Source organism: Bifidobacterium amazonense (assembly GCF_018555435.2).
Classification (GTDB): domain Bacteria; phylum Actinomycetota; class Actinomycetes; order Actinomycetales; family Bifidobacteriaceae; genus Bifidobacterium; species Bifidobacterium amazonense.
In genome coordinates this window covers 35,228-52,993 of record NZ_JAFEJT020000013.1, presented here as the reverse complement: position 1 = coordinate 52,993, position 17,766 = coordinate 35,228, and the positions used below count along the sequence as shown (strand labels likewise).

General features: G+C 65.5%; 12 protein-coding genes, 2 tRNA genes and 1 pseudogene. 6 read left to right on the top strand and 9 right to left on the bottom strand.

The window, feature by feature from the left end:
• Positions 1 to 107: 107 nt before the first annotated feature.
• Positions 108 to 1,337 carry an ROK family protein gene (locus tag JS533_RS04720; protein WP_241513331.1) on the bottom strand — a complete coding sequence of 410 codons (1,230 nt, stop codon included), beginning with the start codon at positions 1,335 to 1,337 and terminating at the stop codon, positions 108 to 110.
• A gap of 282 nt (positions 1,338 to 1,619) precedes the next feature.
• Here JS533_RS04720 and JS533_RS04715 point away from each other — a divergent pair, with 282 nt between their 5' ends.
• The 4 genes from JS533_RS04715 to pgl all read left to right on the top strand — a co-directional run bounded on the left by JS533_RS04715 (position 1,620) and on the right by pgl (position 6,205).
• Positions 1,620 to 2,531, top strand: coding sequence for a DMT family transporter (locus tag JS533_RS04715; protein WP_241513332.1), 912 nt, complete (start codon positions 1,620 to 1,622; stop codon positions 2,529 to 2,531).
• Positions 2,532 to 2,684: 153 nt separating this feature from the next.
• Positions 2,685 to 4,238: a glucose-6-phosphate dehydrogenase gene (zwf, locus tag JS533_RS04710; RefSeq protein WP_241513333.1), complete on the top strand. Its 1,554-nt coding sequence runs from the start codon at positions 2,685 to 2,687 to the stop codon at positions 4,236 to 4,238.
• Positions 4,235 to 5,215, top strand: coding sequence for a glucose-6-phosphate dehydrogenase assembly protein OpcA (locus JS533_RS04705; protein ID WP_241513334.1), 981 nt, complete (start codon positions 4,235 to 4,237; stop codon positions 5,213 to 5,215). Before zwf ends, JS533_RS04705 begins: the two co-directional genes overlap by 4 nt.
• Positions 5,216 to 5,413: 198 nt before the next feature.
• Positions 5,414 to 6,205 carry a 6-phosphogluconolactonase gene (gene pgl, locus JS533_RS04700; RefSeq protein ID WP_241513335.1) on the top strand — a complete coding sequence of 264 codons (792 nt, stop codon included), beginning with the start codon at positions 5,414 to 5,416 and terminating at the stop codon, positions 6,203 to 6,205.
• Between the two features lie 155 nt (positions 6,206 to 6,360).
• Here pgl and JS533_RS04695 read toward each other — a convergent pair whose 3' ends face one another.
• Positions 6,361 to 7,230: an SDR family oxidoreductase gene (locus JS533_RS04695; RefSeq protein ID WP_241513336.1), complete on the bottom strand. Its 870-nt coding sequence runs from the start codon at positions 7,228 to 7,230 to the stop codon at positions 6,361 to 6,363.
• A gap of 488 nt (positions 7,231 to 7,718) precedes the next feature.
• The gene (gndA, locus tag JS533_RS04690; RefSeq protein ID WP_241513337.1) at positions 7,719 to 9,167 is read right to left on the bottom strand and encodes an NADP-dependent phosphogluconate dehydrogenase; all 1,449 of its coding nucleotides are present in this window, start codon (positions 9,165 to 9,167) and stop codon (positions 7,719 to 7,721) included.
• Positions 9,168 to 9,503: 336 nt separating this feature from the next.
• Here gndA and JS533_RS04685 point away from each other — a divergent pair, with 336 nt between their 5' ends.
• Positions 9,504 to 10,577, top strand: a complete 1,074-nt coding sequence (locus JS533_RS04685; protein ID WP_241513338.1) for a bile acid:sodium symporter family protein — start codon at positions 9,504 to 9,506, stop codon at positions 10,575 to 10,577.
• 211 nt (positions 10,578 to 10,788) lie between these two features.
• Here JS533_RS04685 and JS533_RS04680 read toward each other — a convergent pair whose 3' ends face one another.
• Both JS533_RS04680 and JS533_RS04675 read right to left on the bottom strand, forming a co-directional pair.
• Complete coding sequence (locus JS533_RS04680; protein ID WP_241513339.1) at positions 10,789 to 11,976, bottom strand: pyridoxal phosphate-dependent aminotransferase; 1,188 nt, start codon at positions 11,974 to 11,976, stop codon at positions 10,789 to 10,791.
• 261 nt (positions 11,977 to 12,237) lie between these two features.
• A pseudogene (locus JS533_RS04675) lies at positions 12,238 to 12,669 on the bottom strand (very short patch repair endonuclease); the annotation flags it as partial.
• Positions 12,670 to 12,894: 225 nt separating this feature from the next.
• Between JS533_RS04675 and JS533_RS04670 the strand changes: the two are divergent.
• Positions 12,895 to 13,977 carry a Gfo/Idh/MocA family protein gene (locus tag JS533_RS04670; protein ID WP_241513340.1) on the top strand — a complete coding sequence of 361 codons (1,083 nt, stop codon included), beginning with the start codon at positions 12,895 to 12,897 and terminating at the stop codon, positions 13,975 to 13,977.
• A gap of 7 nt (positions 13,978 to 13,984) precedes the next feature.
• Here the strand turns inward: JS533_RS04670 and JS533_RS04665 are convergent, their stop codons facing one another.
• The 4 genes from JS533_RS04665 to JS533_RS04650 form a co-directional block, all read right to left on the bottom strand.
• Positions 13,985 to 15,373 (bottom strand): FAD-dependent oxidoreductase, encoded by a 1,389-nt coding sequence (locus JS533_RS04665; RefSeq protein ID WP_241513341.1) that lies wholly within the window; start codon positions 15,371 to 15,373, stop codon positions 13,985 to 13,987.
• Between the two features lie 1,038 nt (positions 15,374 to 16,411).
• Positions 16,412 to 16,487 (bottom strand) — tRNA-Phe (locus JS533_RS04660).
• Positions 16,488 to 16,536: 49 nt separating this feature from the next.
• Positions 16,537 to 16,610 (bottom strand) — tRNA-Asp (locus JS533_RS04655).
• A 141-nt stretch (positions 16,611 to 16,751) separates the two neighbouring features.
• Positions 16,752 to 17,735, bottom strand: coding sequence for a DUF4190 domain-containing protein (locus JS533_RS04650; RefSeq protein ID WP_241513342.1), 984 nt, complete (start codon positions 17,733 to 17,735; stop codon positions 16,752 to 16,754).
• Between the last annotated feature and the right edge of the window lie 31 nt (positions 17,736 to 17,766).

The window sequence follows — 17,766 nt, the reverse complement described above, 5'->3', positions numbered from 1 at the left end:
TCAATGAACTTAATCGGGCGCGATACGGCGAGTCGCCAATAATATCAACGGTTTATGGCAGCCGCACAGCCGGCGCAACGATCGGCACAGCCGACACGACGCCCGGCTCAGTCGACCGACATGAATCCCATCGGGTTGTCGAACAGCCGGCGCAGGCCCATCACGGCCGCGCCGTGCATCGCCGGATGCTCGGTGACCGGCGGGAACATGAGCCGCACCCGCGCCGCGTCGCGCGCGAGGATCTGCGCCTGCACGCGCCGCTCCAGATCGGCGCGCAGCCCGTCGCCGAACCCGCTCCACAGGCCGCCGAGCACGATGTTCTCCATATCGATCATGTTCACCGTGGACGCGAGCGCCGCGGCCAGCGCGGACAGGGCGTTCTCCACGGCGAGCGCGGCCTTCGTGTCGCCGCCGCGCCACGCCGCGTACAGGTCGGGCAGCAGTTCGGTGCGCACCGCCGCGTCGCCGTCGCCCAGTCCGGCGGCCACTGCCAGCGCGCGGCGTCCGGCGATCGTCTCGAGGCAGCCGTGCCGGCCGCAGCGGCACAGCGTTCCGCGCAGGTCGACGCAGATGTGTCCGATCTCGCCGGCGAAGCCATGGTCGCCGCGTACGATCTGCCCTTCGCGCACGTACGCGCCGCCGATGCCGATGTCGGTGGACACGTAGACGAACGAGTCGAGCGGTCCGAGCGGCCAGTCGCGGTCGGCTCGCTGCGACGCGTAGCCGGGGATCTGCGCGATCGCGGCCAGCGTGGCCTCGTTGTCGGCGGTGGCGGAAAGCCGGGAGAAGACCGGATAGCGGTTCAGGTCGATGTCGTGCCAGCCGAAGTTGCGTGCGACGAGCAGGCGGTCGCCGTTCGTCACCAGGCCGGGCAGCGCGAGGCTTGACCCGGCGACGCGATAGCCGCGTTCCGCCAGCTCGCGTTCGACCGGACGCATCATGTCGTCGAGTTCGGCGAACGCCGTGGCCGGGTTGACGTTGACCATCGTGCGTTCGTGCCAGTCGCTGAGCACGACCCCGCCGCTGATGTCGAGCGCCAGATAGCCGACGCCGTCGGTGTTGATCTGCATGCCGATGCCGGCCCAGCGGCCCGATTCGAACGCCAGCGGCGTGGCCGGTCGGCCGTACGAGGATTCGGAGACGGGCGCGAGTTCCCGCAGCACGCCGTTTTTGAGGAGAATGTCGGTCAGCAGCGACATGGTCGCCTTCGTCAGGCCGATGCTTTTGGCGAGCGCCGCGCGGCTCATCGGCGTGCGCGAGCGCGCGACGGTCGACAGCACCACCGACATGTTGTGGTTGCGCAGGTCGTCCTGTCCGATTCGTCTCGCCGCCGGCATCGCCGTTTCCCTTCCGCTTCGCGCGCACCGTCGCCGCCGCCGGAACCGCCGTCATCGGCGGTGTCCGTGCCGGCCCGGGCCCCGCCGGACCCGACTTAGGACAACGGTTTACCTAATATCCTTCCTGTCACTATAGCGGCCTGACGCCCGCGCCGGGCCGGGCCGCCACGCCGGGGCGCGGGACGGACGGCGAGAGGATAAGCTGTTGTCGGCTTTCGTTCCGGCCGAAAGGATGAACGGTCGGACGAACGGACAACGTTCACGAGAAGGAGCTCAAGGGCAATGCCGCGCAAGTTCACGCTCTCCCCCACCGTCGGCAAGGTCATGCTGCTGGCATGCGCGATGCTGTGGGGAGGCAGCTATCCGACCGCGAAGGTCGCGATGAGCGTCGTCACGCCGCAGTATCTGATGGCGATCCGACTGCTCGCCGCGTCGGCGATCATGCTCGTGCTGTTCCGCAGGCAGATCGTGCCGTATCTCAACCGTCGGATCATCGTGCCTGGCCTGCTCGTCGGCGCGACGTACTGGGGCACGATGGTCAGCCAGATGACCGGCCTGACGATGATCGAGCCGGGACGCAGCGCGTTTCTGACGGCCGCGTACTGCGTGATCGTGCCGTTCACGTCGTGGCTGCTCATGCACCAGCGGCCGACCGCACGCAATCTGGTCGCGGCCGCGCTGTGCCTGACCGGCGTCGGCTTCGTCTCGCTCAGCTCCGGGCTCGGGGGGTTCTCGATCGGGCTCGGCGACCTGCTCACGCTGCTGTGCGCGTGCGTGTTCTCGTTCAATCTGGTCTGGCTGGGCAAGTTCGGCCAGACGATCCACCCGGTCGCGCTCACGTTCGCGCAGTTCGTGGTCGCCGGCGTCGCGTGCCTGATCGGAGGGATCCTGACCGAGCCGGCGCCGAGCGCGGCTTGGCTCGAGCCGAACGTGCTCGCGTGCCTCGTCTATCTGTTCTTCGGCGCGACGATGTGCGCGCAGATCATGCAGAACGTCGGTCTCAAGGTCACGCCGCCCTCGCAGGCGTCGCTCATCATGTGCCTGGAGACGGTGTTCAGCCTGCTGTTTTCGGTGCTGTTCTACGGCGAGCGCGTCCAGCCGGCGGCCGGCGTGGGCTTCGTGCTGATCTTCTCGGCTATCCTGTGCTCGCAGATCCACCTGAACGGGCGGATGCTGGAGCGGCTGAGGAAGTAGCCCCGGATGCGACCCGGCATCCCGACATACCGACGTCCAAGACATGTTCCGCCGCATGGCTCCAAGCGATCAACGTGATCTGTCGCACGTTTCGCCGCCAACCATCCCGTGAACCGAGCCGTCCCATGCCCTCGGCGAAACCGAGCGTCTAGGATGGGAACCATGAGTGAAACCACAACCTCCGCTTGGGTCAATCCCCTGCGCGACCCGCGCGATCTGCGCCTGCCGCGCATCGCCGGCCCGTGCAGCATCGTGATCTTCGGCGTGACGGGCGACCTGTCGCGCAAAAAGCTGCTGCCCGCCATCTACGACCTCGCCAACCGTGGCCTGCTGCCGCCGAGCTTCGGCCTGACCGGCTTCGCGCGCCGCGACTGGACCGAGGACCAGTTCAAGGATTTCGTGCGCGAGAACGTGATCGCGCACTGCCGCACCCCGTTCAAGGAGTCCACCTGGAAGCAGCTGGCCTCCGGCATCCGCTTCGTGCAGGGCACGTTCGAGGACAAGAAGGCGTTCGAGCGCCTGTCGGACACAGTCGCCGAGCTTGACCGCGACCGCGGCACGCGCGGCAACCACGCGTTCTACATGTCCGTGCCGCCGCGCGACTTCCCGATCGTCGCCCGCCAGCTGGCCGACTGCGGCCTGTCGCGCTCCACCGAGGGCGCGTGGAGGCGCGTGATCATCGAGAAGCCGTTCGGCCACGATCTGGCGAGCGCGAACGATCTCAACCGCGTCGTCTCCGAGGTCTTCGACCCGTCGAGCGTGTTCCGCATCGACCACTACCTCGGCAAGGAGACCGTGCAGAACATCCTCGCACTGCGCTTCGCGAACGCGATGTACGAGCCGATCTGGAACGCGAACTACGTCGACCACGTGCAGATCACGATGGCCGAGGACATCGGCGTGGCCGGTCGCGCCGGCTACTACGACGGCATCGGCGCGGCACGCGACGTGATCCAGAACCATCTGCTGCAGCTGCTCGCGCTGACCGCGATGGAGGAGCCGGTCTCGTTCTCCGCGGCCGATCTGATCGCCGAGAAGACGAAGATCCTGTCCGCCGTGCGCATTCCGCGCGATCTGGCGGCGCATACGGCCCGCGGCCAGTACGCGGCCGGCTGGCAGGGTTCGCACGAGGTCGTCGGCTATCTGGACGAGAAGGGCATCGACCCGCAGTCCACGACCGAGACGTACGCGGCGATCCGGCTCGATCTGGATACGCGCCGCTGGGCCGGCGTGCCGTTCTATCTGCGCACCGGCAAGCGTCTGGGCAAGCGCGTCACCGAGATCGCGGTCGTCTTCAAGCGCGCCCCGCACCTGCCGTTCGAGTCGACGGCGACGCGTGAGCTCGGCAAGAACGCGATCGTGATTCGCGTGCAGCCCGACGAGGGCGTGACGATGCGGTTCGGCGCGAAGGTGCCGGGCGGCTCGTCGATGGAGGTGCGCGATGTGTCGATGGACTTCAGCTACGGCCGTTCGTTTACCGAAAGCTCGCCGGAAGCCTATGAACGCCTGATTCTGGACGTGCTGCTCGGCGAGCCGCCGCTGTTCCCGACCACGCGCGAGGTGGAGCTGAGCTGGGAGATCCTCGATCCGATCGAGGAGTTCTGGTCGACGCTCGGCCAGCCGCAGCCGTACCGTTCCGGCACGTGGGGGCCGGAGGAGGCCGATGAGATGCTCGCCCGCGACGGACGCCATTGGAGGATGCCATGATCATTGATATGCCGAATACCCGGACCCGCGAGATCTCGAGCAAGATCGACGAACTGCACGAGGAGCGCGGCGAGTCCGCGACCGGCCGCGTGCTCACGCTGCTGATCTCGACGAACGAGGACGAACTGGAGCATGCGCTGGAGCTCGCGAACGCGGCCAGCCGCGAGCATCCGTGCCGCGTGATCGCGATCAGCCCGAAGCGTGGCGCGGCAGCCGCGCAGACGAAGGCCGAGCCGGAGGATGATGCGGCCGCCGACGACGAGACGTCGAATCTGGACGCCCAGGTGCGTTTCGGCGCGGACGCGGGCGCGGGCGAGATCATCGTGCTGCATCCGCGCGGCGGACTGGTGCATCATCAGGACACGTTGGTGATCCCGCTGCTCGTGCCGGACGCGCCGGTCGTGGCCTGGTGGCCGACCGAGGCGCCGGCGAACCCGTCGAAGGACCTGCTCGGCGCGATGGCCCGCAGCCGCATCACCGACGCGATGCGCTCGTCGAACCCGTACCGCACGATCAGCGACCTGCGCCGCAACTGGTCGCCGAAGAACGTGGACATGTCGTGGACGCGTCTGACGGTCTGGCGTGCGATGCTGGCGACGATGCTCGACCAGCCGCCGCACCTGCCGATCAGCACCGTGCGCGTGACCGGACCGAAGGGCTTCCTGCCGATGGACCTGCTCGCCGCCTGGCTGCGCCTGCGGCTCAACGTGCCGGTCGTGGTCGAGGACGTGCCGGGCGCGACCGCCGTGACCGGCGTGTACCTGACCCGTGCCGACGGCGTGCTCAGCCTTGAGCGCCCGGACGCGGAGGAGGGCGTGGCCGTGATCAGCATGCCCGGCCAGTCGCCGCAGACCATCAGCGTACCCGCGCGCACGCTCGAGGAGTGCCTGAGCGAGGAGCTGCGCCGCATGTACCCCGACGAGATCTACGCCGAGGTCATCACCCGCGGCTGGGACCTCATCCACACCACCGACTGATATCGGTATTGCGCCATGCGCAATGCCATATTCCCGACTCGCTCCGCCAATATCCGCGTAACACCGCCGATGCTGGCGGAGCCTCGGCTCCCTCGGCTGAGGGAGCTGTCAGCCGTAGGCTGACTGAGGGAGCGTCGCGAGCGTAGCGAGCCAACAATATCGCATCGGCCGTAGGCCGATTCCAGGCAAAGGAACGTCATGACCAATCGCAAGACCATCATCTATCCGAATCCGACCGTGCTGGCGCAGGCCGTGGCCGCGCGCACGCTGCTGACCATCGGCGACCTGCTCGCCGAGCCGGGCCGCACGCGCGTCGACATCGCCGTGACCGGCGGCACCGACGGCAACCGCGTCTTCCACGAGCTGCTCGCCAGCCCGCTCGCCGAGGCGACCGACTGGTCGCGCGTGCACATCTGGTGGGGCGACGAACGGTTCGTCGCCGCGGACGACGACGATCGTAACGCCAAGCAGGCGCGCGGCGAATTCCTGACCCGCATGATCGACGGCGGCCTGCTGCCGGAGTCGAACATCCACGAGATGCCGGCCGACGTGCGTCCGGCCGACGAGATCGCGTCCGCTTCCGCCGAGGAGACCGACGCTGTGCTGGCCCGGGCCGCCGCCGACTATCAGCGCGAGCTCGAGTCCGAGCTGGGCGACGATCCCGCGCTCGACATCGCGATGTTCGGCGTCGGGCCGGACGCGCATTTCGCGTCGCTGTTCCCCGGACTGCCGCAGGTGCGTCTCGACGATCCGCATGTGCTCGTCGCCGGCGTGCGCGACTCGCCGAAGCCGCCGCCGCTGCGCCTGACGCTCACCGTGCCGATGATCGCGCGCTCGCGTCACACGTGGGTGTTCACGTCCGAGGCGCGCAAGGCCGACGCGGTGGCGAAGGCGTTCGCCGCGCCGCGCAACCCGATGGCCCCCAGCTCGTACGCCGACGGGCAGGAGCTGCTGTGGATGATCGACGAGGGCGCGGCCTCGAAGCTGTGACGTACGGATGTCTGATTGCGCCGGCCGATTACGCTGTCCGGCTGTGATATTCGATTGCGCCGGGTCGCCGATCTTACCGATCGGCGGCCCGGCGCTTTGTTGTGTCGTTCGTTACGCGGAGCTGCGGCATGCAGGACCGTCGGCGCGCGGCACGATCAGTACACGGAGTAGCCGCCGTCGACCTGCAGGTTCGTGCCGGTGACGTAGCTGGACGCGTCGCTGGCCAGGAACAGCACCGCCGAGGCGATCTCCTCGTTGGTGCCGAACCGGCGCATCGGCACGGGCGCGGTCATCAGATCATGGCCGTCGGGCGTGATGCGCCCCTCGAAGATACCCGACCACACGTAGCCGGGCGAGATCGCGTTCGACCGGATGCCGTACGGAGCGAGCGCGGCCGCCAGATACCGGGCGTACTCGTAGATGCCGGCCTTGGTCGCGCCGTACGCGGCCACCGGAGAGGGACCACCGGCGATGAAGTTCGCGTTGTGCGCGGACAACGACGACGTAAAGATCAGCGAACCGCCGTGCTTGTGCTCGCGCATGATGTGCTGCGCGGCCTGCGCGGTCAGATACGCGCCCGTCAGATTGATGTCGAGCGTCCTCTGCCAGACCTCGTACGGCTCGTCGGCATCGTCGCCGGGCACGTTCACGCCCGCGTTGATGAACGCGACGTCGACCGTGCCGAGTTCGTCGACCAGCGACGACTTGAGCGCGGCGACCTGCCCGCGATCCGACACGTCGCAGTACAGCGGCACGACATGCGTGCCGTACCGTTCGGACATCTCCTTCGCCAGCGGTTCGAGCGTCTCCCTCGTGCGCGGCAGATCGACGATCGCCACGTCGGCGCCGGCCTCCGCCCACGCTGCCGCGGCGTTGCGACCCAGGCCGCCCGCTCCGCCGGTCACGAATCCCTTCTTGCCGGCGAGCGAGAACCGGTCCATGATCCGGTGACCGGGATCCTTCCAACTGTCGAGCGGGTACTGATCGAATATCGCGTCGTCCACCATGACGGCCTCCGTTTCCATGCGTTGCACGCGTCTGCGGCCTCTTCACCGCGGCCGCTATGCCGAGCCTAGCACGGCGGCCGTCGGGCGGCCATCGACACGCGCGGCGGGTGTGGACGTTGAGCGTTGAGAGTGGCTTGTATCACGCTGTTAAAGAAAAACGGGGGCTGTCCGTTGGGAACGACCCCCGTGGTTACGGACCTTGGGGACGGTCCGACGGACTGTCCCCTCGTTCTGGAATCACAGAGTGATTTCAGAACAACCCGGCTCGCCTCCGGCCCCTGCAATTATGGACTCGCGCTACGCGCGAGACTCAATGCTGCCTCGCGGCTGTCGCCGCTCGGCTGAGGACTGGGGACAGTCCACCGGACTGTCCCCTCGTCCTCGCCTCCGGCCCCTGCAATTAAGGACCTCGCTACGCTCGGGCTCAATACTGCCTTCGCTCGCCTATCGGCTCGCTCAGGCCGAGCCTAAGCACAGCCCACTGGGCTGTGCTTGCCGTAAGGAAATCACAAAGTGATTTCCTTACGGCCCGGCTCGGCCCACAAAGTATGGAACGTGCCCGGCTCGTCGACGCGCTGGTAGGTGTGGGCGCCGAAGAAGTCGCGCTGGCCCTGGATGAGGGCGGCGGGCAGGCGCTTGGAACGCAGGCCGTCGAAGTAGGCCAGCGAGGAGGAGAACACCGGCACCGGGATGCCGAAGGTGACCGCGCGGGCCACGACGCGGCGCCACGAACGCTCGGCCGTTTCGATCGCGTCCTTGAAGTACGGGGCGAACAGCAGGGAGACGTTCGCGTCGCCGGCCTCGAACGCGTCGGAGATGCGGTTGAGGAACTTCGCGCGGATGATGCAGCCGCCGCGCCAGATGCGGGCCACCGCGGCCAGATCGATGTTCCAGTCGTATTCCTTCGCGGCGGCGGTGATCTCGTTGAAGCCCTGCGCGTAGGCGACGATCTTGGACGCGTACAGCGCCTCGCGGATGTCGTTGACGAACGCCTGACGCTCCTCGAGCGGCATCTCGACCGAGCCGGTCGGGCCTTCGAAGTTCTGGCGCTGGGCCTCCTCGCGCAGCTCGCCCTGCGAGGACAGGCCACGGGCAAACACGGCCTCGCCGATGCCGGTGACCGGCACGGCCAGCTCGAGCGCCGTCTGCACGGTCCACGTGCCGGTGCCCTTCATGCCCGCATGATCCACGATCACGTCCACGAGCGGCTTGCCGGTCTTCTTGTCGACCTCGTGCAGCACCTCGGAGGTGATCTCGATCAGGTAGGAGTCCAGCTCGGTCTTGTTCCACTCCTCGAACACGTCGCCGATCTCGCCCGGCTCCATGCCCAGGCCGCGACGCATCAGATCGTAGCTTTCGGCGATCAGCTGCATATCGGAGTATTCGATGCCGTTGTGCACCATCTTGACGAAGTGGCCGGCGCCATCCGAACCGATGTGCGTCACGCACGGCTCACCCTCCGCCTTCGCGGAGATGGACTCGAGGATCGGCTTCAGGGTCTTCCACGACTCCTCGGTGCCGCCGGGCATCATGGACGGACCGAGCAGCGCGCCCTCCTCGCCGCCGGAGACGCCGCAGCCGACGAAGTGCAGGCCGCGGGCGCGGATCGCCTTCTCGCGCTTGATCGTGTCCTTGAAGTAGGAGTTGCCGGCGTCGACGATGATATCGCCCGGCTCCATGAGATCGGCGAGATCGTTGATCATCTCGTCGGTCGGCGCGCCGGCCTTGACCATGATGATCGCGGTGCGCGGCTTGCTCAGCGAGTCGACGAACTCCTTGAGCGTCTTGGCCGGGAAGAACTGGCCCTCGTCGCCGTGCTCGGCGATGAGCTTCTCGGTACGCGAGTAATGACGGTTGAACACGGCGACCTTGTTGCCGTGACGGGCGAGATTGCGCGACAGGCTGGCGCCCATGGCAGCAAGACCGACGACTCCGACGTTCGCTTCAGCGGACATAATAATCCTTCCGATAATGGCATACATATCCGCACCTCAGTCTATAACCCCACCCTCCCGTACGCCACGGTCATTTCCCTCCGCGGAATCGACGACCGCCCGACAGCTATTCAACAGCCAACCGACAGCCAACCGACAGCTGATCGACGGCAACGTTTCCGAACATCATCCGCATCGTTAACGGTCACAACGTGAGACGACATCTCCGTATCCGGACACCGGTCCCTAGCATGTCGGGTAATCCGCAAAACGGAACGCAACCGTCCGGCCGGGGCCACGCCTGTGCCGGGCGCACAACTCAGGTATTACGCAAGGTTATAGAGAGAAGTCTTTCTCGTGGAAAACGTGAAGAAATTCGCCGATTGGCTGACCAAGTGGTTCACGCTGATCGTGATCGTATGGGCCGTGTTCAACTATTTCGTGCCGCAGACCTCGCTGTGGGGCAAGAGCTACACCGGCTATCTGCTGGGCATCGTGCTGTTCGGCATGGGCCTGACGCTGACGCTTGACGACTTCAAGCGCATCCTCACCCAGCCGCTCATGGTCATCGTCGGCACCGTCGCGCACTTCGTGATCATGCCGCTCATCGCCGTGCTGCTGTGCACGATCTTCCACCTGTCCGGCCCGCTGGCCGTGGGCGTGATCCTCGTCGGCTGCTGCCCGTCCGGCACGTCGTCGAACGTGATGAGCTACCTGTCGCGCGGCGACGTGGCGCTCGACGTGTCGATCGGCATCCTGTCGACCCTGTGCGCGCCGTTCATGATCCCGCTGCTGATGCAGCTGCTGGCCTCGCAGTACGTGGCCGTGCCGGTCGCGTCGCTGTTCCTCAACGCCGTCAAGGTCGTGCTGTTCCCGATCGCGCTCGGCGTGATCTGCCACATGATCTTCGGCAAGAAGATCGAGACCGTCACCGTCGCGCTGCCGATCGTCTCGCAGGTCGCCATCCTGCTCATCATCGGCGTGGTCGTCGCGGCCAACGGCCCGAAGCTGTTCGTGGCCTCCTCGCTCATGGCCATCCCGGTCGTCATCCTGCACAACCTCTCCGGCTACGCACTGGGCTTCGGCTTCTCCAAGCTCATGTACAAGGTGTATCCGAAGGGCTTCCGCTACGCGCAGCAGAAGGCCATCACCTTCGAAGTGGGCATGCAGGACTCCGCTCTGGGCGCGACGCTGGCGCTGACCTCGTTCGCCTCCAACCCGATCGCAGCCGTGCCGTCCACGTTCTTCTCCGTGTGGCACAACATCTCCGGCTCGATCCTGTCGAGCTGGTGGCGCAACCACGATGACCGCCACGAGATCCACTGGGATTCCGACAACGGCGAGAAGGGTTCCGCCAAGGGCGCGGATGCGGCCAACGAGCATGCGTTCGACGCCGACAAGAAGGCCAAGGCCGCCGCGGCCGCCAAGTGACGCCATCCGGCTTCGTCAGTCCGCTGGCTGATCAGAAAAGGCCGTAACTCAATCCCCTGTGCACATTGGGATTGACTTACGGCCTTTTTCATGCCCGTATACGACCGTAACTCAATGACGGACACGGCATAATGTTGAGTTACGGTCGTTCGCACGGTGCCCGTCTTAGTTTTCCTTGGCTCCCTTTGTCAGGGAAGCCGCGAAAAAGCCATCACAGCGTCTTGACGAACTCGCCCAGCCGGCGCAGGCCCTCGGCGAGCGCCTCGCGCGACGCCGCGTACGAGAGCCTCACATGCGTGTCGGCGGTGGCCGGGCCGAAATCGCGTCCCGGGGTCAGCGCCACATGCGCCTCGTTCAGCGCACGTTCGCAGAACGTCCACGCATCCAGTCCGGTCGAGGAGACGTTGAAGTACGCGTAGAACGCGCCGTTCGGCTCCACTTCGAGCGGCAGGCCGATCGCGCGCAGTCCGTCGACCACGATGCGCCGGCGGGCCAGCAGCTCCTGCCGACGCTCCTCGCATACGGCAAGGCTTTCGGGCGTGAAGCAGGCCACGGCCGCGTGCTGGGTGGGCGTGTGCGCGCACAGGTAGAAGTTGGTGGCCAGATCGTCCACCGCCTCGATCGTGTATTCGGGAATCACCGCCCAGCCGAGTCGCCAGCCGGTCATGCCGAAGAACTTCGAGAAGCTGTTGCATACGATCGCGTCCGGGTCGGCGAGCAGCACCGAACGCACCTCGCTGCCGTCCGGCTCGCGGTCGGCCAGATCGAGATACGTCTCGTCGACGATGCGCCACGCGCCGCGTTCACGTGCCAGATCACACACGGCCTTGAGCGTATCGAATTCGATCGTCGTGCCGGTCGGGTTCGACGGCGACGTGATCATCACGGCCTTGGTATGCTCGCTCCACGCACCGTCGACCAGTTCCGGCGTCAGATGGAACCGGGTCGCCGCGCTGGTCGGCACGTCCACGACAGAACCGCCGAACGAGCGCACGAGTTCGCGGTTGCACGGATACGACGGGTCGGCGATGATCACCTCGTCGCCCGGGTCGACGGTGAGCGCGGTCGCCAGCAGCAGCGCCGCCGAGCCGCCCGACGTGATCACGATGCGCTTCGGGTCGATGTCGACGCCGTGCTTGGTGCGGTAGAAGTCGGCGATCGCACGGCGCAGCTCGGGCAGGCCGAACGCGGCGGTGTACGGCAGCGGACGACCGTCGTACTGTTCGCGCATCGCCTCGCGCACGGCCGGCGGCGCGCCGAAGTCGGGCTCCCCCAGGCTCAGCTTGACCACATCGATGCCGCTCGCGATCATATTGTCGGCCTTCTCGCCGAACACCATCGCACGGAACGGCTGCGCCTCGCGCGCACGCTGCGCCATCACCGGATGCCTGTCTGCCATATCATGCTTCCTTCATCGTCACGCAGGTTCATCGCCGCGCGGTGCGGCTCCCCTGGTCCGTCGTTCGTTTCCGTTCCCGATTCTAGTGTTCCGGGCATCAATCGCAGCCGTTTTGCCCGTTTCCCGCGCAAATTCGTCCTGTACGACGTTCTGCGCGTCATCTTGCGCGTCGTCGTCCTGCGCGGCATCCTGCGTGACGATCTGCGCATCGCCCTGCACATCGCCCCGCGCGTCGACCGTGCCGTCCGCCGTCGTCGACGCGACGATCTCGTCGTACAGCCGCGCCAGCCGCTCGTCGCGCACGGCCTTCGCCAATTCGCACTCCCACACGACGATCACGCGCCAGCCGGCCGCGCGCAGCTCGGCATGCTGTCGTACGTCGCGATCATGATTACGCAGCAGTTTCGTGCTCCAGAACTCCACGTTCGACTTGGGCATCGCATGCTTCGAGCAGCCCTCGTGCATGTGCCAGAAGCAGCCGTTGACGAATACGATCGCATGATATTTCGGCAGCACCACGTCCGGGTGCCCGGGGTACCGTTTGTCGTTCTTGCGGAACCGCAGTCCGCGACGGAACAGGTAGCTGCGCACGAGCACCTCGATCGTCGTGTCCTTGCCGCGGATGTGCGACATGGTGTAGCTGCGCGTGCCACGCTCGTATCGTTCGGGCGATGCCGTGTGTTTGCCGACCATGGGGCACCATGGTAGTTCATCGCCGGTAGTTTACGACCGCCAGTTCGCCACTGGCAACTCAGCACCGACGGCTCACCACCGACAGCACGACACCGGCGGTCCGCGGCCGAGAGCTCCCCACCGGCGTTCACCGCCGGATCCTAGAATGAGAATGCTGTCATATCCGTTTTTCGATCGACGATCGTTCGATCGACGATTGCTCGATCAATGATTCAAGGAGGAACGATGGGAGTCACCGGCAACGCAACAGGCAGACTCAACGGACGTCAGGCCGAAGCCGAAGCGCAGGGCCTGAAGGTGAACGTGGCGATCCTCGGCGCGGGCCGCATCGCCATCCACATGGCCGAGACGCTCACGAAAATGGCCGCCGACGAACGCTACCGCGATCTGATCACGCCGTACGCGGTCGCCGCGCGCGACGCCGACCGTGCGGCCGCGTTCGCCGCGCAGCACGGATTCCCCGTCTCCTACGGCTCGTACGAAGAGCTGCTGGCCGATCCGAACGTGGATCTGGTGTACATCGCGACTCCGCACAGCCTGCACGCCGAACAGGGCATCGCCTGCCTGGAGGCCGGCAAGAACATTCTGGTCGAAAAGTCGTTCACGGCGAACGCCGCGCAGGCGCGGTCGCTGCTCGATGCGGCCGATCGCACCGGCCTGCTGTGCACGGAGGCGATCTGGACACGCTACATGCCGTCGCGCGCGCTGATCGACGACGTCGTCGCGTCCGGCCGTATCGGCGAGGTGCGTGCGATCAACGCGAACCTGTGCTATCCGGTGACCGGCAAGCCGCGCATGACCGATCCGGCGCTGGCCGGCGGCGCACTGCTCGACGTCGGCGTGTATCCGCTCAACTTCATCGACATGGTGATGGGCGGCGACGGCTCGGTGCCGGTCGAGCGCATCGCGACGTCGATGATGCCGTACGAAACCGGCGTGGACGCACAGAATTCAGCGACGCTGTACTATGCCGGCGGCGCGGGCGGCGTGATGGCCACGGCCGTCTCGTCGATGCTGTGCGCGTCGGACCGCGACGGCGTGATCTGGGGCACGGACGGCTACGTCGTGTGCCGCAACATCAACAACGTCGAGGCGATCGACGTGTACGGGCCGGACCATGCGCTGCGCGAACGCATCGATGTGCCCGCGCAGCTGACCGGCTACGAGTACGAGGTCGCCGCGGCCGCGAATGCGATCCTCGACGGCCGCGGCGAATGCGCGGAAATGCCCCATGCGGACACGCTGCGCATCATGGAGCTCATGGATGCGCTGCGCGACCGCTGGGGTCTGCGCTACCCGTTCGAGTGACGGCCGATCAGCCTTCGGCCACGGCCTGGATCGCGACCGCGCCGACGAAGTTGACCGGCTGACTGAAGTTCGGCTGGAAGAACAGGTCCGCGCCGGCCAGATCGTCGATCGTGAACCCGGCCTGAATCGCCACGGACACGACGTTCGCGGCCTGCGAGATGTCGTGCTTGGACAGGAACTGCGCGCCAAGGATGCGCCGCGTGTCCGGATCCCACACGAGCGTGGCCGTCACCGGCGTGGTGGTGAGCATGAAGTCCGGGCGATAGTCCTGCACGAGCGTGGTGGAGCGTGCGGTCAGGCCGCGGCGTTCCACACCGCCCAGAGTGAGTCCGGTCGCGGACATGGCCAGATCATACAGCTGCACCGCGCTGGTCGCCTGCGTGCCGAGGTAACGCTTGGTCGGCGCGACGATGTTCTCGCCGACGAGCAGGCCCTGACGCACGGCGTTCGTGGCGAGCGGAATGTAGTCGTCCTTGCCGGTCGGATTGTAGTGCACGGTCGCGCTGTCGCCGGCCGCGAACACGTCGTTGAGCACCGTGCCGTCCGTCAGCGAGGCGCGCATGTAGTCGTCGACGATGATCGCGCCGTTGCCGATCGTGGCGAGCTGGTCGGCGAACAGCGCGGTGTTCGGGCGGAATCCCGCGCCGAGAATCGCCACGTCGGCCGTGTATTCGCCCCGCTCGGTGACGACGGTCACGCCGGAACCGTCCGCGCCGTCCGAACCGGAGGCCGGGCGGAACGCGACGACCTTCTGTCCGAGCGCAAGCGTCACGCCGTGATCGGAGAACGCCTGCTCGACCTGATCGCTGATCGCCGCGTCGAAATTGTTCGCGAGCACGCGCGGCAGAGCGTCGACCAACGTGGTCTTGACGCCGATGTCGCTGAACTGTTCCGCCAGTTCCGCGCCGATGTAGCCGGCGCCGATCACGACCGCCGTCTTCGCGCTCTTGGCGCGCTCCTTGATCGCGAGCGCGTGACCCCAGTTCTTGCACAGCATGACCGTGCCGTTTTCGAGCGCCGCGTCAAGACCGTCGATCGGCGGGATCACGGGCGCGGAGCCAGTGGTGACGACCAGCTTGTCGAACACGTAGTCCGTGGTTTCGCCGGTTTCCAGGTCTTTGGCGGTGAGCGTCTTGCCGGTGACGTCGACGCCCAGCACATCGTGGCGCATGTGCATGGTGGCACCGGCTTCGGCGAGCGCGGCGGGCGACGAGTAGAACATGCGCTTGGGATCGGAGACGTGGTCGCCGACCCACAGCGCGATGCCGCACGAGAGGAACGACAGCGAATCGTTGCGCTCGAAGACGTGCACGGTCCAATCGGGATGATGCTGGAGGATGGACGTGGCGGCGAACGTGCCGGCGTGCGTGCAGCCGACGATGGCGACGGTGGTCATGGGAAGCGCTCCTTTGCTTCGGTTCAGTCAGTTTAGGCGACATTGTCAATCCACCATTGTGCCATTGATCCGCGGATGGGCCTGCATGCGGCGGTTCACGGCGAGTCGGCATGTTCGTTTTCATCAAGCCAAACCCCTCATCCCGCCGACTCTTTGCTATTAAATGTGCAGAGTAAATAGCTCTTCGCGTTTTGGTGTGTAAAGGGCTGTTGGTTGATGGTGTGTGGCTGGGGGTGTGTGCATGGACGGTATATGTGCGCGGTTTATGACCGTGTTTAATGAGCCGTCTATGTCCACGCTCCTCGTAATGGACTGGGTATGCCCACGATTATCAGATTAAATGATCCGCTTCCACCCACGCTTGGCACGGGTTCGGTCTTTGAACCGGTTTCCTGTTGTGGATAATGATCCGTCTATGCCCACACTCGGTCTTGGATGACGCTGATTCACCGTGCCCGTCGGACGTGGTGTGGGTGGAAATGGTACATTACGGGGTTTTCGTATTGTTGCTGCGTGTAGGCGTCCTCTGGTGGTGTCGGAATCACGCTGTCGCGTGATGCAGTGTTGTCATGGGATTACGCGGTAGCGCAATCCCGGCATCGCGCTGCCGCGCCCGCATGTGTTCAACGCACTATGATGCTGGCGGAGCCTCGGCCCCCTCGGATAGGCCGAGCTGTGAAGAAAACAGTCCAGTGGACTGTTTTTAGGCGAGGAGCGAGCGATAGCGAGCCAGCAATAACGCTCGCGAAGCGAGTCCATAATTGCAGGACGCTGTCAGCCGCAGGCTGACTGGGGGAGCGTCGCGGCGCCACACGCCGCCAACAAGCACAGCATCGCACGACAGCGCGATTCCAATACTTCGGACCGCACCCGGAACGCATAACTCATACATGGTAAACACTCACGCCGGCGGTAGATCGAAAAGTATTTGTAAGTAAATGTGGTGAGTTTATGGTGAGTCAGGTGGTTTATGGTGAGTCGGCTCGGAATGCAAGAAACCCCGCATGCCTTGGAAACATTGGCTTGCGGGGTTATCCGTGGTGGCTCCGAGCGGCATCGATCCGCTGACCTAACGATTTTCAGTCGTTCGCTCTACCAACTGAGCTACAGAGCCAGAGAACAGTTGAAAAAGCCCGGAAAACCGGGCAGCTTCACCATTCCAGCGACCCCGGCCGGACTTGAACCGGTGACCTCCGCCGTGACAGGGCGGCGCTCTAACCAACTGAGCTACGGGGCCGTGTTGTTCTCGCTTGCGTGAGGCAACGAGTAGATATATTACATGATCTCAGGCCTTGCGCAAGTTACGGCGTGTCGCGCTATTTTCCAACGTTTTGAGGGTCATCAAGCGGTCAGGCGCCAACCGGAAAAATCGTCCGCTTCACCCGACCATCGCCGCCGTACTGTAATCGCCAACGTTCCCATAGCCGTCGATGCTCGGGCGCGTGCCGTACTTGCGCAGATAGTCCTCCATGTAGTCGTCCAGATCATCCCACTCGTAGCACTGCCCATCCAGCTCGGCCGCGCAGTCGGTCGTCACGTCTCCATAGTCGCCGTAGCCACCGTTGTCATCGGAGTAGCCGTAACCGTCGCGATCGTAGACGGCGTAGTCCATGGCCTGTCCAAACGCGAAGACCGCGATCATGATGACCGCCGTCAGCAGCGCCGTGGAGATCGCGCCCACGACGATGCCGGCGATTGCGAGTCCCTTACTTTTTTCGCGGCTTTTGTTGATCTGCACGAGCGCGATGATCGACAGCACGAGTCCGACGGGTGGGATCGGAAACGCCAGCACGAACCCGACGATGCTCAGAATGTTCCAACGCTGGTACGACGGCTCGTCATACGCCGGATACCAGCCCGGCGCCGGCTGGCCGTATGGCGACCGTCCGTACGGCTGTTGCCCGTATGCCGACTGCCCGTATGACGGTCCATATTGTTGTCCGTATTGCGACGACTGACTGTACGCCTGCTCGCCGTATTGCGACGACTGACCGTACGCCTGCTCGCCGTATTGCGACGACGGACCATACGCCTGCCCGTATGGCGATTGGTCGTTCTGCGGCTGACCATAAGGCTGCTGTTCGTACGATGATGCCGCGGACTGCTGCCCGTATGCTTGGCCGTATTGCGACGACTGACCGTACGCCTGCTGTCCCGACGCCTGTCCGTATGCCGCCTGTCCGTATGGCGACTGCTGCCCGCCGGACTGCGGCTGAGACGACTGAGACGACTGTGACGGCGACTGATACGACGGCTGGGCCGACGCTGGCGTCTGGAAATAGCCGTTCGAATGGTCGTTGTTGCCGGAGTCGTCGGTTCCGTTGCCGTATGGCGTTTGCGGCGATGCATTGTTCTCACTCATGGTTTCAGCTTAAACGCCACCGCCACCATTC

Coding starts and splice junctions, on each gene's coding strand:
- JS533_RS04720 (WP_241513331.1), bottom strand. CDS start 1,337: ATGCCGGCGGCGAGACGAATCGGACAGGACGACCTGCGCAACCACAAC.
- JS533_RS04715 (WP_241513332.1), top strand. CDS start 1,620: ATGCCGCGCAAGTTCACGCTCTCCCCCACCGTCGGCAAGGTCATGCTG.
- zwf (WP_241513333.1), top strand. CDS start 2,685: ATGGGAACCATGAGTGAAACCACAACCTCCGCTTGGGTCAATCCCCTG.
- JS533_RS04705 (WP_241513334.1), top strand. CDS start 4,235: ATGATCATTGATATGCCGAATACCCGGACCCGCGAGATCTCGAGCAAG.
- pgl (WP_241513335.1), top strand. CDS start 5,414: ATGACCAATCGCAAGACCATCATCTATCCGAATCCGACCGTGCTGGCG.
- JS533_RS04695 (WP_241513336.1), bottom strand. CDS start 7,230: ATGGAAACGGAGGCCGTCATGGTGGACGACGCGATATTCGATCAGTAC.
- gndA (WP_241513337.1), bottom strand. CDS start 9,167: ATGTCCGCTGAAGCGAACGTCGGAGTCGTCGGTCTTGCTGCCATGGGC.
- JS533_RS04680 (WP_241513339.1), bottom strand. CDS start 11,976: ATGGCAGACAGGCATCCGGTGATGGCGCAGCGTGCGCGCGAGGCGCAG.
- JS533_RS04670 (WP_241513340.1), top strand. CDS start 12,895: ATGGGAGTCACCGGCAACGCAACAGGCAGACTCAACGGACGTCAGGCC.
- JS533_RS04665 (WP_241513341.1), bottom strand. CDS start 15,373: ATGACCACCGTCGCCATCGTCGGCTGCACGCACGCCGGCACGTTCGCC.
- JS533_RS04650 (WP_241513342.1), bottom strand. CDS start 17,735: ATGAGTGAGAACAATGCATCGCCGCAAACGCCATACGGCAACGGAACC.